The 15,040-nt window shown below is 65.2% G+C and carries 16 protein-coding genes; all 16 read left to right on the top strand.

Translation table 11 applies throughout. From position 1 onward, the window contains the following. The first annotated feature begins 83 nt into the window (after positions 1-83). The 16 genes from CBM2586_RS28590 to CBM2586_RS28515 all read left to right on the top strand — a co-directional run bounded on the left by CBM2586_RS28590 (position 84) and on the right by CBM2586_RS28515 (position 15,026). Positions 84-1,301, top strand: a complete 1,218-nt coding sequence (locus CBM2586_RS28590; RefSeq protein WP_115691218.1) for an acyl-CoA dehydrogenase family protein — start codon at positions 84-86, stop codon at positions 1,299-1,301. 23 nt (positions 1,302-1,324) lie between these two features. Further along, the gene (locus tag CBM2586_RS28585; RefSeq protein ID WP_115665980.1) at positions 1,325-1,633 is read left to right on the top strand and encodes a hypothetical protein; all 309 of its coding nucleotides are present in this window, start codon (positions 1,325-1,327) and stop codon (positions 1,631-1,633) included. A gap of 61 nt (positions 1,634-1,694) precedes the next feature. Beyond that, positions 1,695-2,948, top strand: a complete 1,254-nt coding sequence (locus tag CBM2586_RS28580; protein ID WP_115665981.1) for a Rieske 2Fe-2S domain-containing protein — start codon at positions 1,695-1,697, stop codon at positions 2,946-2,948. A gap of 62 nt (positions 2,949-3,010) precedes the next feature. After that, positions 3,011-3,760 carry an amidohydrolase family protein gene (locus tag CBM2586_RS28575; protein WP_240991484.1) on the top strand — a complete coding sequence of 250 codons (750 nt, stop codon included), beginning with the start codon at positions 3,011-3,013 and terminating at the stop codon, positions 3,758-3,760. 1 nt (position 3,761) lies between these two features. Continuing rightward, positions 3,762-4,865, top strand: a complete 1,104-nt coding sequence (locus tag CBM2586_RS28570; protein WP_115665983.1) for a zinc-dependent alcohol dehydrogenase — start codon at positions 3,762-3,764, stop codon at positions 4,863-4,865. 88 nt (positions 4,866-4,953) lie between these two features. Continuing rightward, complete coding sequence (locus CBM2586_RS28565) at positions 4,954-5,805, top strand: amidohydrolase family protein (RefSeq protein ID WP_115665984.1); 852 nt, start codon at positions 4,954-4,956, stop codon at positions 5,803-5,805. Between the two features lies 1 nt (position 5,806). Further along, a complete protein-coding gene (locus CBM2586_RS28560) occupies positions 5,807-6,502 on the top strand; it encodes a GntR family transcriptional regulator (protein WP_115665985.1) in 696 nt (231 codons plus the stop codon). A gap of 313 nt (positions 6,503-6,815) precedes the next feature. Next, positions 6,816-7,892, top strand: coding sequence for a porin (locus CBM2586_RS28555; RefSeq protein ID WP_115691214.1), 1,077 nt, complete (start codon positions 6,816-6,818; stop codon positions 7,890-7,892). Between the two features lie 18 nt (positions 7,893-7,910). Next, on the top strand, positions 7,911-8,402 hold the full coding sequence (locus CBM2586_RS28550) for a hypothetical protein (RefSeq protein WP_115665987.1): 492 nt from the start codon (positions 7,911-7,913) through the stop codon (positions 8,400-8,402). Further along, a complete protein-coding gene (locus CBM2586_RS28545) occupies positions 8,399-8,938 on the top strand; it encodes a DoxX family protein (RefSeq protein ID WP_115691212.1) in 540 nt (179 codons plus the stop codon). The genes CBM2586_RS28550 and CBM2586_RS28545 overlap by 4 nt, the downstream gene beginning before the upstream one ends. 51 nt (positions 8,939-8,989) lie before the next feature. After that, complete coding sequence (locus CBM2586_RS28540; RefSeq protein ID WP_115665989.1) at positions 8,990-10,039, top strand: aromatic ring-hydroxylating dioxygenase subunit alpha; 1,050 nt, start codon at positions 8,990-8,992, stop codon at positions 10,037-10,039. A gap of 25 nt (positions 10,040-10,064) precedes the next feature. Next, positions 10,065-11,636 (top strand): FAD-dependent oxidoreductase, encoded by a 1,572-nt coding sequence (locus CBM2586_RS28535; RefSeq protein ID WP_115691210.1) that lies wholly within the window; start codon positions 10,065-10,067, stop codon positions 11,634-11,636. Positions 11,637-11,789: 153 nt separating this feature from the next. Further along, a complete protein-coding gene (locus CBM2586_RS28530) occupies positions 11,790-13,046 on the top strand; it encodes an MFS transporter (protein ID WP_240988045.1) in 1,257 nt (418 codons plus the stop codon). A gap of 64 nt (positions 13,047-13,110) precedes the next feature. Continuing rightward, entirely contained in the window at positions 13,111-13,578 is a 468-nt protein-coding gene (locus CBM2586_RS28525) for a hypothetical protein (protein ID WP_115665992.1), read from the top strand. A gap of 93 nt (positions 13,579-13,671) precedes the next feature. After that, positions 13,672-13,845 carry a hypothetical protein gene (locus CBM2586_RS28520; RefSeq protein ID WP_172583383.1) on the top strand — a complete coding sequence of 58 codons (174 nt, stop codon included), beginning with the start codon at positions 13,672-13,674 and terminating at the stop codon, positions 13,843-13,845. 8 nt (positions 13,846-13,853) lie between these two features. Next, positions 13,854-15,026: a mandelate racemase/muconate lactonizing enzyme family protein gene (locus CBM2586_RS28515; RefSeq protein ID WP_115691206.1), complete on the top strand. Its 1,173-nt coding sequence runs from the start codon at positions 13,854-13,856 to the stop codon at positions 15,024-15,026. The last annotated feature ends 14 nt before the right edge of the window (positions 15,027-15,040 follow it).

Below are 15,040 nucleotides of genomic sequence, written 5' to 3'. Positions count from 1 at the left end.
ATTCAGAAACGACGAACCTTGCCTCGCCGCGGCGTCACCGGCGCGCGGCGCGGAGACGTACGTCCTCACACAGGAGACAAGACGTGAGCACATCCCCCCTGGCAACCTCTTCCGGCAGCCTGCCCGTACTGGCCAGCCACGACGCCGCCATGGCCGCGGCGCGTGCGCTGCACGAAAAGATCCGCGCGCGCGCCGATCGCACCGAAAGCGAGCGCATCGTATCCGCGGAGACCATCCGCGACCTGATGGATGCCGGCCTGTTCGGCGTCGTGACGCCGCGCATGTTTGGCGGTTCAGAGCTGGGCTTCGCGACGCTGGTCGACGTGACTGCCGAGATCGCCTCCGCGTGCGGCTCGACCGGCTGGGTCTATGGTGTCCTGGCCGGGCATAGCTGGATGCTGAACCTGTTCCCGCTGCAGGCGCAGCGCGAGGTGATGAGCGCCGACCGCGTGCTGACCGCGACGGTGTTCCGTCTCGGCGGCACTGTCACCGAAGTGGACGGCGGCTATCGGCTGGTCAACGGCGACGGCCGCTTCTGCTCCGGCATCGACCACGTGCAATGGGTCATCGTCGGCAATGCGGTGCAGCGCGAAGGCCAGCCGCCCGAACCGCGTTTCTTCGTGGTGCCGCGCGAAGACATCGAGATTGTCGACGACTGGTTCACTGCCGGCATGCGCGGCACCGGCAGCCGCTCGATCCGCATCGCCGATACGTTCATCCCGGCGCATCGCTCGGTATCGGTGAAGGACATGATGTCGGGCATGGCCGATGAAACCGGATCGGTGCGCGCACCGATCTACCGGATGCCGTTCCAGAACGTCACGCCGTTTTCGCTCGTGGGCGCGCCACTAGGCATGGCGCGTGCGGCGGTGCGGTCGTTCTCGGAAGGGCTGGCGGCGCGCCTGGCCACGTTCAGCAGCGAACAGGCAGCCGAGCAATCGGCCACGTTCGCACGGGTGGCGGAATCGGTGGCCGAGATCGACGCGGCGCTGGCCGTGGTGCGCGAGGATGCGCGCCGCGTGGACAGTGCGGACGATCCGCGCTCGATCAGCGATCTTGACTGGGCACGCATTCCGCGCGACTGGGCCTATGCCGCGCAGAAGGCGCGCTACGCGGTGAACGCACTGTTCGAAGCCGCCGGCGGGTCCGGCATCTACAACAGTTCCGAGCTGCAGCGGATCTGGCGCGACGTAAATTCCGCGGCCCAGCACTTCGCCTTTACATGGGACAGCGCCATGACCGGCTACGGACGTGCGGTCATCGGCCTGCAGCCCTCGAAATTCGGCCCCAAGGGCCGGTAACGGCGCGCAGAGTGGAGAGCCCCATGCATGCCGACGAACTGACTTCCATCGACGACTACTCGGCCGCCACGCTGTCGTCGATCTGCGAGCGGATGGCGGTCTCCCGCGAAGTGGAACACATGATCTACCGGGAATCCGAACTGGACGAGGTCTGGCGCCTGCTCGACGCCGACGTCGCCAACGCTGCGCGCGACGGGCGCAGCCCACAGCAATTGCAGCGCCTGGAGGCGATGCGCTCGCTGGTGATCGAAGCACACGACCTGGTTGGCAACGACGGAGACACCGTTGCCGCCCGTGAACGACTCGGCCGCGCCATCGCGCTTCTGGACTGAAGCCGGCGCACGCCGTTTTTTCCCACAAAGACGATACCCCGTTTCAAGGATAGGAGGACCTATGCTCACTCGCGAAGACAACAATGTGCTGACCCAGGTTGGCCGCGGCACCCCGATGGGCGAACTGATCCGGCGCTTCTGGATTCCGGCGCTGCTGGCAGCCGAGATTGCAGAGCCCGGTGGCAAGCCGGTGCGCGTGCGTTTGCTCGGCGAAGACCTGGTGGCCTTCCGCGATACCGATGGCAAGGTGGGCCTGCTCGACGAGCAATGCCCGCATCGTCGCGCGTCGCTGGCGCTGGGCGACAACTCCGACGGCGGCTTGCGCTGCCTCTACCACGGCTGGAAGTTCGCCACCGACGGCACCTGTCTGGACACGCCCACCGAGCCGTCGGGTTCCGCCTTCTGCTCGCGCATTCGCGCGCAGGCTTATCCGACTCGCGAAGCGGGCGGCGTGATCTGGACCTACATGGGCCCTGCCGCCGAGGAGCCGCAGTTCCCGGAATTCGAGTGGCTGTCGTACCCGGCCGTCAACGCCGTGCCTTTCAAGGTGCTGGAAGACTGCAATTACGCGCAGGCGGTGGAAGGTACCATCGACTCGGCCCATGCCGGTGTGCTGCACCGCGAGCAGCCGTGGAGCGCGCCCGCCAAGTACGACCATGAGCGCGACCTGCAACCGAAGATCGAAGTCGAATACACCAAGTACGGCCTGCGCTACGCGGGCGTGCGCAACTTCCGCGAGGAAGGCAAGCTGCATGCGCGCGTGACCGAAGTGGTGCTGCCGTTCTTTACGCTGATCCCGCCCGACGGCTTCGGCGTGCGCAAGAACCGCCGCATGGCCAACGCCTTCGTGCCGCGCGACGACGAATCCACGTGGCACGTCCAGTGGTTCTTCGACGATACCCAACCGGTGGATGTTGCCTATCGCATCGAGGAGGGCGGCCACTGGGTCGACGAGAACTTCCGCAAGAAGCTCAATATCGACAACTGGTACCAGCAGGACCGCGAGTGGATGAAGACGGGGTCGATGTCGGGCATCAAGGGCATCCTGACGCAGGACCACGCGGTCAGCGAAACACAGGGCCGCATCCTGGACCGTACCAAGGAACACCTCGGCACGTCCGACGTGGCCGTGGTGGCCTGGCGCCGCCAGATGATCCGCACGGCCCGCGCGCTGGCCGAACGCGGCGAGGCGCCCAGCGTGCTGACCGCGCCGATTCCGTTCCCGCAGATTCGCGCGGCAACGGTGATCTTCAGCAACGAGCGCACGTGGAAGCAGGAAGTCCCACTCAATCCGGACGTGGCCCTGACGGCTTGACGGGGCGAGCGGCGATGCTGATCGACAGCCACGCGCATGTCTCGCCGGTCTGGTACGAGCCGGTGGAGACGCTGCTCGGCCAGATGACGCGCCACGGCGTGGCGCGCGCGGTGCTGACGCAGATGATCGGGCAGGCGGACAACCGCTACCAGGCGGATTGCGTCTGCGCGCATCCAGGCCGCTTCGCCAGTGTGGTCTGGATTGACCCGGCCGCGCCGGACGCTCCGCACGCGCTTGCCAGGCTGGCGGATGAAGGTGCCGCCGGCGTGCGCCTGCGCCCGGGAGCCCGCTCCCCCGGCGACGATCCGCTGGCGATCTGGCGGGCCGCAGAAGCTTGCGGCCTGCCGGTCAGTTGCGTCGGCAATGCCGAAGCGTTTACCGCCCCCGCCTTTGCCGACCTGCTGCAGGCGGTGCCGGGCCTGACGGTCGTGCTGGAGCATCTCGGCGACACCAGCAAGCCGATGCAGACCGTGGCCGATGGCGAATTGCGCTACACGGTGCTGCGGCTGGCCCGCTTCAACAATGTGTGCCTCAAGGTTCCCGGCCTCGGGGAACTGGCGCCCCGTGCGCCCGGCGCGCTGCGGGACGGTCCCACGTTCGGCGGTGAGGCGGCGGCGCTGCTGGAGGCCGCCATCGCAGCGTTCGGCGCGCAGCGACTGATGTGGGGTAGTGATTTTCCTGTGGTGAGCAGCCGTGAAGGCTATGGCAATGCCCTGGCGCTAGTGCGCGAATGCCTCCTTGACCATCCGGCAGTGGTTCGCGAGGCCATCCTTGGCGGTACCGCGCGCCGAATATTCTGGAAGGAGAACTGACATGACAAGGAAAGTACTGGCGGCAGTCAAGACTGGAGTCGAGACGACCGAGCTGAGGGAGTTCGACTACCCACTAGTGCAGCCGGACTCAGGCATCCTCAAGGTTGAGGCGAGCGGCGTTGGCGGCAGCGACCCGGAGCTGTATCGCAAGTCGGAGCACGCTCCTGTCATCATGGGGCACGAAAACGTCGGAACCATCGTCGAGCTTGGCCCCGTTGCGCAGCAACGCTGGGGCGTGAAGGCCGGCGACCGCGTGGCACTGCACGAATACCTGCCGTGCTGGCATTGTGAATGGTGCATGAAGGGCGACTTCCGGCTGTGCATGGAGGTGGACTTCTTCAATGTGAAAGACCGGCTCAACACCCTGCGTTTCGGCATGTCGACCTGCACCATTGCCCCGCACCTGTGGGGCGGCTACGCGCAGTACATGCACCTGCCGCTGAACACGGTCATGCACGTGATCCCGCCCGACATGCCCGCCGTCCACGCCACGCTGGCAGTGCCCTTCGGCAACGGCGTGCAGTGGGCCTGCAATGACGGCGGCGCCGGGCCCGGCAAGACTGTGCTCGTATTTGGTCCCGGACAACAGGGATTGGGTTGCGTGCTGGCGGCCAAGGCTGCAGGGTCATTGACGGTGATCCTGGCCGGCATGACACGCGACCGCAGCCGGCTCGACCTGTCGCTGCGCCTCGGTGCGGACCATGCCATCGACGTGCAGAACCAGGATCTCCATGCCGAGGTCATGCGCCTGACGAAGGGGCGCGGCGTCGACGTGGTAGTAGATACCACCGGCGACCCGACTGGCGAGGTGGCCCAGCTTGCCATTGGCCTGGCTGCCAAGGGTGCGTACTTGAGCCTGAACGGCCTGGCGCAGAGCGTACCGATCGGCGAGATCAAGAAGCGCTACCTGACCGTGCGTGCCCCGCGCGGTCGCAGCTACGCGGCGGTGGAACTCGCCCTGCGCTATATCGGTTCCGGCCGCTATCCGCTCGATGAAGTGTGCTCGCATACCTTCGGACTGGCGCAGACGCATGAGGCGATCCTGGCCACGGCCGGTCGCGGCGTGGAGGGCGCCGTCCACGTTACGGTGGACCCGTGGAAGTGAACGGCCAGCTTTTCTCTCCAGCTCGAAGGAGCGGGGCGCAAGAAACCGGACACCACTTCACTTCATTACTCACAGGAGACAACGCCAAATGATCGACAGTCATGCACACCTGATTTCCGCTGATGCGGAACGCTATCCGACTTCGCCACTGAGCGGAGAGCTGGAGCCCGGCGCGCTCGACAATCCCGTGACAGCGGAGCGCCTGCTGGCGCTGATGGACGAGCAAGGCATCGAGCGCGCGCTGGCGGTGCAACGTGCGCACATCTACGGCTTCAACAACGCCTACGTGTGCGATTCGGCCGCGCGCTATCCGGAACGCCTGCGCGCGCTTGGCATGGTCGACGCGCTCGACCCGGACATCCGCCGGCAGGTGCGGCACTGGGTCGGCGAGCGCGGCGCGGTCGGCATCCGCCTGACCGAGCCGTTCAAGGGCGCGGACCCGTCCTGGTTCGCATCGCCCGAAGCCATGGCAGCCTGGGAGACCGTGTCGGAACTGGGCGGATCGGTGCGGCTGCACTTCTATCGCTGGAATCGCGAGGCTGCCCTGAAGGCGCTCAAGCCGGTACTGCTGCGGTTCCCGCAGACCACCGTGGTGCTCGATCACTTCTCCAATATCGCGGGCGAAAGCGGCGCGCCGGACCACGGCGTCGATGCGCCGCTGCTCGAGATGGTGGAGCATCCCAACGTCTGCCTGCTGTACTCGATGATCAACCTCGGCAAACTCGCCGCCGCCCAGATTCCGGCGGCGCCGATGGTCGAGCGTGTGGTGCGCGCGTTCGGCGCGGATCGCGTGATGTGGGGGTCCGACGTCGCGCAGTCCAAGGGCAGCTACGCGCAGATGGTGGCGCTGGCGAAGGAGTCGGTGTCGATGCTGTCTGAAGCCGACCAGCGCAAGGTTCTGCACGACACCGCGCACGCTGTGTACTGGGGAACGCGCTGAGATGGGCCGGCGCGAGGTGTTCGATCCTCCCGCGGGCGTCACGCCTCGCGCCACCGATACCGATATGCCGTCGCGGCTCGCGGCTGATATTCGGGAACTGATCAACGAAGGGAAACTGTCGCCAGGACAGCAGTTGCGGCAGCAGGACCTGGCCCGGCGCTTCGGCATCAGCCGGGTGCCGGTGCGGGAAACGCTGAGCCTGCTGGTGGCCGAGGCCGCGGTCTGCCACGACCCGAATCGCGGCTTCTACGTTGCGCCGCTGTCGGGTAGCGAGGCGCGGCAACTCTATCGCATACGCCATCTGCTCGAGACGCAACTTCTGTCGACGGTGAGATGGCCCGACGCCGGCGAACTGGCGGACCTGCGCGTGCGGCTCGCGCTGCTCGACCACCATCTCACGGAGCGCGCCAGCGCCGCGTGGGTTCGCGCCCACCGGGAGTTCCATGCTGCCATCTTCGCCTTGTCACCCGACGCGGTGCTCAGGCGCGAAGTGATGCGACTGATGCGGCAGACGGATCGCTATCGGGCGATGGCCGCGCCAGATATTGCCGGCTATCGCTTCCCGGCCGATCCGGAACATCATCTCGTCGAAACGCTCGCCGCGCAAGACCGCGCGGCGTTGCTGGAAGCCTACCGCCGCGACCGCAGCGCGGTGGAGGAGCGCCTGCTGGCGTCGCTGAGCGCGCGCGGTCTCTGAAGTCACATCTCGACGCTGGATATCTCCGTGCGCGCCCACACGCGGCCGGTGACGGCGCTCGTCCGCGCGTTTGGTGGGGTGAGGGAGGAGCGGGGTTTACCCCGTAATGCCAAAGAAAAGATTGAAGTACCGCTTGTCGCTGTATAAGATTCGCAATACTAAATTGAATATTATTTTGACTGAAGGGAACGGAGGAATTCCCTTCCAGGTCAAGAGCACCTTCGGACACAGCGGCCAGAGACGCCGTTGGCCAGAGTATGTAGCCCCCAATGCCAGCCCACTGGCAAGAACATAACGACTAGAAGGAGACGACGTGGACAAAAGACTCGCCGGAATCGCGGTTGCCGGCTTTTTCCCCCTGGCCGCATCTGCCACCAGCGTGACTATCTATGGGGTCGCTGACAGCTTTGTCGGCTATTTTCGCAATTCGGAGCAGAGCGTCACGGGCCTGAACAGCGGTGGCCTGGCTGGCTCGCGCTGGGGTATGCGCGGCACCGAAGACCTGTCGGCGGATCTCAAGGCCGTGTTCGTGCTTGAGGGCGGCTACAACATGGATACCGGTACCAACGCGCAGGGCGGCCGCCTGTTCGGCCGTCGCGCAACTGTCGGCATGCGCAGCAATACCTATGGCGAGATCGCGCTGGGCCGGCAGCCCACGCCGGGCTACGACTTCGCCGCGATCTTCGATCCCGTACTGATGGCTCCGGGTTCGGTGGCAGCGTCGCTCACCGGCGAGTCGAGCAATCCGTGGATGTTCAACCCGCTCAATGATCCGGCCCGCTCGGATAACGCGGTCCGCTACAACTCGCCATCCTTCGGCGGCGTAACGGTTTCGGCAGCGCATGTGTTCAGCGAGAATGCGGGCACGCCGGTCAACCGCAACTACGACATCGTCACGTTCCTCTACACGGCCAACAAGCTGAGCGCCGGCTACGGCTTCGCGCGCGCCACGGGAACGACCAACCTGACACCGGACACCAGCCGTCAGCTCGAGCACGCCTTCGCAGCTTCTTACGAAACGCCCTGGGCCACGCTCTACGCCAACTATCAATTGCGCTACCGGCTGGGCGCGGCGCATGACTCGGCGTGGCAAGTCGGCACCACCATTCCGGTTGGCGCGGCGGGCAATCTGAAGCTTGCCTACGGCATGCGCGACACCGGAGTGACGAACGGTCTCCCGGATAACACACCGACGGCGGACGTCGCCGCCTGGGCCATCGGCTACACCTACGAATTATCCAGGCGCACGACGCTCTACGCGTTCTTCAAGCGGCTCGAGAACCGCGGTTCGTCAAGGCAGACGATTTATCCACCCGGCGGGCTCGCTGCACCCACCCAGTTGCACGAGAAAGTGAACGCACTTGGCGCGGGCATCTATCACCGTTTCTGACGCAGCCGGAGTTCCTCGATGAAAACGAATACCGCAATGCATGCGAGCAAGACCCGCGCGCTCTCCATCGGAGTCGGCATCGCGATCGCACTATCGTTCGCTTACAGCCTGCATTTCAATCCGCGATGGTATGGCGACAACGGCCCCGGCGTGGGAAAGCTCCCGCGCACTATCGTGCTGGACTATATGAAGCAGGCATACGACAACGGTCGGGGCGCGCAGGCCGCGCAGGGATATTTCTCGCCAAAGATAGTCGACCACAATCCCGGCTCGATCGAGCTGCGCGATGGCCCACCGATCCGCCACGAGATCCGGCAGGTGATTGCCGAAGGCCTGGTTGTCGCTGTTTACCACCGTGTGGAAGCGGCGCGAGGCGAGCCCGCTGTCGAAGTGATTGACGTGTTCAGGACCGGCGCCTATACGGGCCGGATCGCCGAAAGGCGGCGTTTCGTCCAATTCCCGCCGGCCGGCGAGGCCGCGAAGACTGCCCATTCCGGAGATGCTAAATGAGTACACCGTCCCTTGCGAAAAAGTGGCTGGACGCTGCCATCGCAGGCCGTCTGGTCATCACCCTGATGCGGCTGGTCCTCGGCGCCTGGATGATCAACAGCGGTCTTAGCCATTGGCTGACGAACTTTGGGTTCCTGCCCATCTTCCCTCAGCCACTTGGCACCCTGCCCGCTTCGAACGCGATGCTGGTCACGCTGATCGAGACCGGTGTGTTCGACATCGTCAAGGCGTGCGAACTGATAGCGGGCTTGCTCCTGTTGCTTGACCTGTTCGTCCCCCTCGCGCTGGCGATGACCTTGCCGATCTCGTTCATGGTCTTCTTCAACGCCATTGTCCTTAACCTGCGGTTCGGCATGCTGCTCAGCACCTCCATGAGCGTGTGGTGCCTGTATCTGAACGTCATCCTGATTCTGGCCTACCTGCGCTACTACCTGCCGATGCTGGCGTGCCGGACATCGCCGGGGGGTGTCGAAGACTTCAAGCGCCTGCCGGCTGCGGTCTTCACTTCGTGTTCCGACGAACAACAAAGTACGTGAACCTCGCACATCAAGGTAGCCGATCCTCAAAACACAACCTGGAGTAAAGAAATGTTCCTTCGCAATTGCTGGTACATGGTCGGATGGTCTACTGACTTTGCCGACGACGCCATCGTGCCCTTTACCGTGATGGACGAGCCGCTGGCCATCTATCGCAAGACCGACGGAAGCCTGGCTGCGCTGGAAGATCGCTGCTGCCACCGCCTTGCGCCACTGTCGGTCGGCCGCAAAGAGGGCGACGAACTGCGCTGCATGTACCACGGCCTGAAGTTCGCCGCGGACGGGCGTTGCACGGAAGTGCCGGGCCAGGACCGCATCTCCCCGCGCGTGTGCGTGCGGGCCTACCCGATCGTGGAGAAGCACGGCGCGGCATGGGTGTGGATGGGCGAGGCGGAGAAGGCAGACGAGGCGCTGGTGCCGCCCATCATCGGGCCGGACAACGCCGAGTGGGCGATGCAATGCTCGACCTTCGACATGGACGTGAATGCCGAACTGATCTCCGACAACCTGCTCGACCTCTCGCACGCGCCGTTCGTGCACGAGGCCACCTTCGGTGCCAGCGATCCGGTCGCGCTGAAGATGATGAAGGAAAGTGAGACGAAACGCGGCGTCACGCAACTGGAGCGCGGCGTGCTGGCCGACCGCTGGCAGCTGGGCCGCCAGTCCAATCCGTACTTCGGCGCGCGCCCGTGCGATGACCGCGTCGTCAGCCTGTTCCTGGTGCCGGGCGTGTTTATCCTGACCATCACTTCCTACGAGCCGGGCGTGCTCGAGCGCAGCGAGGGCGGCGACGTAACCGAGATGCCGATCTTCAAGCGCTGCACTTGCCAGATGATCACGCCCATCAGCAAGAACAAGTCGCGCTTCTTCTTCAACTTCGGGCCGTGGGCCGCCGCAGCCGACCTGAAGCAACACTGCTTCGGCATCGCCGACGCCGCTTTCCAGGAAGACAAGCGGATCATCGAGGCGCAGCAGGACATGATCCACCGTTCGCCTGGCCGCAAGTATGTGTTGCTTCCGATGGACCAGCCGATCGTCCGCTACAACGAGATCTATGCCCGCCTGCTGTCCGACGAGCAGCCGGTTGCCGAGCCGGCCTGAACCGATAGGACCCTGAGATAAGAAGATGGTACAGAAGACGCATGCAGTGAACTGGTCGCCGCCGGCGTGGGACGACGAGGCCGACATGGTGGTGGTCGGCTACGGCGGCGCGGGCGCAACGTTCGCCTTCGCAGCAGCCGAGGCCGGTGCCGAGGTGCTGGTGCTGGAAAAGGGCGATCGCGGCGGCGGCAATTCGGTTTGCGTCGCGGGCGGGCTCATCATGACCTCGACCGACGAGGACGCCACGTTCGACTACATGAACTGGCTGTGCGCCGGCCAGACCGACGAGCCGGTTCTGCGCAATTTTGTCACAGGCCTGAAGGACATCCCGGCCTTCCAGCACAAGCTGGAGCTGCCGCTGAAGGACAACCCGCGGCCCTTCAGCGCGCCGGGATTCTTCCCCGAGTTTCCGGGCGCGCCGGGCGCCGCGAGCATCCACGGCATGAGCGTGGTGGCCGCGCCCGGCGGGGCAGGGCTGTACAACGCCATCGCGGCGGTGGCCGAGAAGCACGGCGCGCGCGTTCAGTGCAATACCACGGTGACGCAGCTCGTGCAGGATCCGGTGTCGCGCGCCATCCTCGGCGTGCTTGCCCGCACCGTCGACGGCCGCACCATCGCTGTCAAGGCACGCAAGGCGACCGTGCTTGCCAGTGGCGGCTTCGAGTTCGACGCCGAAATGTGCCGGCAGTATCTGACACCGTGCCCCATCCATTTCCTTGGCAGCCCGAACCTGACCGGCGACGGCATCCGCATGGCGCAGGAAGTCGGCGCGCAGCTCTGGCACATGAATGCCGTGGCCGGGCCGCTGAACTGGGGCATCAAGGTGGATGGTGGTCGCGTGTACGTGACGTACGACCTCAACAAGGTCGCGGGCTTCGGCTACAACTCGGGGGCCTTCAAGGAAGGCGGCAGCCTGATCTGGGTGAACCGCCAGGCAGCCCGGTTCCACAACGAGACCACCGATACGGCCGATGTCCGCCACGGCCTGGGCAATCGCGCCACCTGGCTGGCCACCAACCCCGATGTGCCCGAATTCATCAACGTGCCCGCCTTCCACATCTTCGACGAGAAGGTCCGCGCCGGCGGCGCCGCCATGACGACCCTGAACTCGCGCACTCCTCCCTGGAGCCAGGACAACCTCGCCGAATTGGAGAACGGCTGGATCATCCAGGCCGACACGCTGGAGGAGCTGGCGCTGAAGTGCCGCTGGGACGCCGAGCCCGGCGCCTGGCCCGCCGGCCATCTCGACCCCGATGCGCTGAAGGCCACCGTGGCGCGCTACAACGCGCAATGCGTAGCCGGCGAGGACACCGACTTCGGCCGCAAGAACTTCCTCGTCCCGCTCGATAGGGGACCGTACTACGCCATCGGCCCGATGCTGCCGACCTTCCTGAACACGCATGGCGGCCCTCGTCACGACGCCCGCCAGCGCGTGCTCGACCAACGCGGCGCTCCCATCCCGCGCCTGTATGCCATCGGCGAATGCGGCTCGCTGTGGGGCCCTTACTACAACTCGATGGGCGACATTGCGGAGTTCATCGTGTCGGGCCGCACCGCCGCGCGCGCGGCGGTGGAAGAAGCCGCCTGGGACCGCTGAGGCCCGGGCAACGAGAGTTCGAAGAACCGAAAACCGGAGACAATGATGTTGGAAAGCCCCACCACAATCCAGTCGCCGCCGCGCAGGTCCGCAGCGGTCGCGCCGGCGCCGGCGAAATCGGCGGTGGCGCCAGGCGGCTGGGTCTTGCTGTTCGTGCTCACCCTGGTTTATATCGTGTCGTTCATCGACCGTGGCGCCATCTCGCTGGTGGTCGGCCCCATCAAGCAGGATCTCAACGCCACCGACCTGGAAGTGAGCTGGCTGCTCGGGCTGTCGTTCATGCTGCTGTACAGCGTGCTTGGCATTCCCGCTGGATACCTGGTCGACCTGTACAGGCGAAAGTATCTGCTGAGCGGCGCCATCCTGATGTGGTCCGGCGTGCAGATGGTGTGCGGACTGAGCAATACGTACTGGCAACTGTTCCTCGCGCGTATCGGCCTGGGCGTAGGGGAGGCCATGCTGCCGCCGGCGGCATCGTCGATGATCCGCGACGCCTTTCCGCCGGAGCGGCGCGGGCTGGCGTTCGGCATCTATAACATCGGGCCGCTGCTGGGTAGCGGGCTCGCGCTGGTGCTTGGCAGCTTCCTGCTGACGTTCGCGGCCAGCGGCAAGCTGGCCGGCGTGCCGCTGCTGGGCACGCTGAAGCCCTGGCAATTCGTGCTGATCGTGCCGGGGCTGCTGGGCGTGCCGCTCGCCGCGTTGATGCTGCTGCTGCGCGAGCCACCACGACGCGATGCCGTCGCCCAAGCGGATCGCGTCACCTATCCGGCCGCACTGCGCTTCGCATGGCAGCACCGTGCCGTCTACGGGCCGCTGTGGATCGCCATCTGCCTCTACGGTATCGCCATCGGCAGCCAACTGGCGTGGCTGCCAGAAATCATCAACCGCTCGATGGGCATCGCCCGCCCCGAGATCGGCAAGGCGCTTGGTGCGATCAGCGTAGTGGCTTCACCGCTGGGCCTGCTGTTCTTCGGCAGTGTGGCGGACAAACTGCAGAAGCGGTGGAGCGACGCACCGGTTCGCGTCGCGATCGGTTCGACCGCCGTGGCCGCGCTTATCACCGCCTGTTTCCCGCTGATCCACAGCGCCCAGCTCGGCGCCATCGCCTACGGCGCACAGACCTTCTTCTTCGTGATCTTCGCCGTAGCCGGCGGTGCCACCATGGCCAATTTCACGCCGGGCAACATGATGGGCAAGCTGACGGCCCTCTATTACCTCATCACCAACCTGCTTGGGCTGGCGCTCGGTCCCACCGTCTGTGCGCTGGTGGCGCGGCTGTTCTTCGACGGCCCCAACGCGCTCGGCCATGCCTTTGTGTGGTGTTACGTAGTCTCGGTCGGCATAGCCGTGTGCCTGCTGGTGTGCGTCTCACGAGCGCTCGGGGCAGCAAGTCAGCGTCGCTCCTCCTGATCTACGGCCTCGTGCCGCGCCGCGCCCACCATCCATTTTGTCTGACCGCAAAAAGGAAACTGCAATGCATGCCGCCGAGAAATCGCCATGGAAATATCTTGTCCTTTGGCTCAGGTTGTACTTCGCCATTCACTATCTGGCTTCAGGCTTGAATTACGTCATCTTCAACTTCGTTCCGGACTTCAGTCATGCCGGGCGCGTCGGGCCGTACCTTCATGCCATGGCGGATATCGGCTTTTACCAGGTAATCAAGTACCTCGAGGTCGTGCTGGGGACGATGTTGCTTTTCAATCTGGCAGTGCCGCTCGCGCTGATCGTGATGGCCGGCATCAGCGTCACGATCATCTACTTGAATCTCTTCATTTCTCCCGCGCCGCGGCAGTTGTTCACCGGGCTCCAGGAGTTGCTTCTTAACGGCGCCCTGCTGCTCGCCTACGGGGGGTACTACGCGAATTTCTGTCGGGTCAAGACCAGGCCGTTCTGGCTTTGGGACGGGTTTTCGCACCCGTCACGCGCTGCAGCGAGAGAGTAAAGGCGACTGGCAGGACGGCATGCCGTCAACGCTTCGGTTCAAGCAAGCCGCCCGATTGGCCATGCAGCGCCGGTCTGGCAGGAGGAGATAAACGTGATCAAGGATCTAGTCATTGTTGTGGCAGTGATCGTGGCGACGATACTCATCGTCATGGCTGCCTCTACCAGCTTCGGCGCAAGACCCCTGCGGATCTACGACTACGGCCCGCCGCTGGCCGCGGGCGTGGTTGCCGTGGTTGCACTGCTCCGGGACGCCAGAAGGAAGTGAAGGTCGCCATGAAAATCACCAAAGTCGAATGCATTCCGGTATCGATGCCGCTGAAGAAGCCGCTGCGATTGCCGAATGTCACCATCACCAAACTCGATACGCTGCTGCTGCGACTGCATACCGATTGCGGCCTGGTGGGCGTCGCGGAATCCGGCGATACGTCCTCGTGGTACCGCGGCGAAAGCCAGGCCTCGATGGTCGCCATGATCTGCGACATATTCGCCCCGCGCATTCTGCTCGGCGAAGACCCGCGCAACATCGAGAAGATCGTCGGCGCGATGGACACGCTGGCGCGCGACAACAACCAGGCCAAGGGACTGGTCGACTGCGCGCTGCACGACCTGAAGGGCAAGGCGCTGGGCGTGCCGGTCTACCAGTTGCTCGGCGGACGCACACGCGAAGCGGCGCCGCTCGGCTGGGTGCTGTCGGCCGGCGCGCCGGACAAGGTGGCCGAGGCAGCGCTGGCAGCCCGGGAAGCTGGTTTCGTCGCCTTCAAGCTGAAGGTGGGGCGCGGCACCTTCGACAACGACGTGGCGACCGCCGCAGCCGTGCGCGAGGCGCTGGGCGACAGCGCGCGCATCTGCCTGGATGCCAATGGCTCGTGGAACTACGAGCAGGCCCTGCGCACGATCCGACGGCTCGATGCGTATCGACTCGACTTTGTCGAACAGCCCCTGCCGCATTGGGACATCGAGGGCATGGCGCGCCTGCGACAGCGCATCGAGACGCCCTTGTACGCCGACGAGGCGGCACAGGAGCTGCATCACCTGAAGGAAATTGCCGAGCGGCGCGCCGCCGACGGCGTAATCCTGAAGGTGCAGAAGGTCGGCGGCCTCTTGAAGGCCCAGCGCTTCCTCGCCGTGGCCCAGATGTTCGACCTGCCGGTGATGTGCAGCACGCTGATCGGCTCCGGCGTGGAGGCCTGCCCGACGGCCCACCTGTGGGTGGCGAACCAGTGGGCCTGCCAGTTCATCAGCGAGAGCACCGGGCCGCTGGCCGTGCATGGTGTCTGGAACAGCGAAGACATTGCGCAGGGTGCGGACCTGGCCCTGCAAGGCGCGCGATTCCATCGCGGCCATGTATCCCCCGGCGACGGACCGGGCCTTGGCGTGGAACTGAACGAGACACTGCTCGCGCAGATTCGCACCGAGGGCCGTCCGGCGCGGGTGGTCAACCTGTAGGGCCCCCTGATCCC

The sequence above is a fragment of the Cupriavidus taiwanensis genome, from assembly GCF_900250115.1.
GTDB lineage: Bacteria > Pseudomonadota > Gammaproteobacteria > Burkholderiales > Burkholderiaceae > Cupriavidus > Cupriavidus taiwanensis_B.
Note: the sequence above shows the minus strand (reverse complement) of the source record. Positions and strands in the feature narration are given on the sequence as shown.

Excerpts from the sequence above, each read along its gene's own strand:
- CBM2586_RS28525 (WP_115665992.1), top strand. The coding sequence starts at position 13,111 with ATGCATGCCGCCGAGAAATCGCCATGGAAATATCTTGTCCTTTGGCTC.
- CBM2586_RS28545 (WP_115691212.1), top strand. The coding sequence starts at position 8,399 with ATGAGTACACCGTCCCTTGCGAAAAAGTGGCTGGACGCTGCCATCGCA.
- CBM2586_RS28560 (WP_115665985.1), top strand. The coding sequence starts at position 5,807 with ATGGGCCGGCGCGAGGTGTTCGATCCTCCCGCGGGCGTCACGCCTCGC.
- CBM2586_RS28565 (WP_115665984.1), top strand. The coding sequence starts at position 4,954 with ATGATCGACAGTCATGCACACCTGATTTCCGCTGATGCGGAACGCTAT.
- CBM2586_RS28570 (WP_115665983.1), top strand. The coding sequence starts at position 3,762 with ATGACAAGGAAAGTACTGGCGGCAGTCAAGACTGGAGTCGAGACGACC.
- CBM2586_RS28580 (WP_115665981.1), top strand. The coding sequence starts at position 1,695 with ATGCTCACTCGCGAAGACAACAATGTGCTGACCCAGGTTGGCCGCGGC.
- CBM2586_RS28515 (WP_115691206.1), top strand. The coding sequence starts at position 13,854 with ATGAAAATCACCAAAGTCGAATGCATTCCGGTATCGATGCCGCTGAAG.
- CBM2586_RS28540 (WP_115665989.1), top strand. The coding sequence starts at position 8,990 with ATGTTCCTTCGCAATTGCTGGTACATGGTCGGATGGTCTACTGACTTT.
- CBM2586_RS28585 (WP_115665980.1), top strand. The coding sequence starts at position 1,325 with ATGCATGCCGACGAACTGACTTCCATCGACGACTACTCGGCCGCCACG.
- CBM2586_RS28535 (WP_115691210.1), top strand. The coding sequence starts at position 10,065 with ATGGTACAGAAGACGCATGCAGTGAACTGGTCGCCGCCGGCGTGGGAC.
- CBM2586_RS28550 (WP_115665987.1), top strand. The coding sequence starts at position 7,911 with ATGAAAACGAATACCGCAATGCATGCGAGCAAGACCCGCGCGCTCTCC.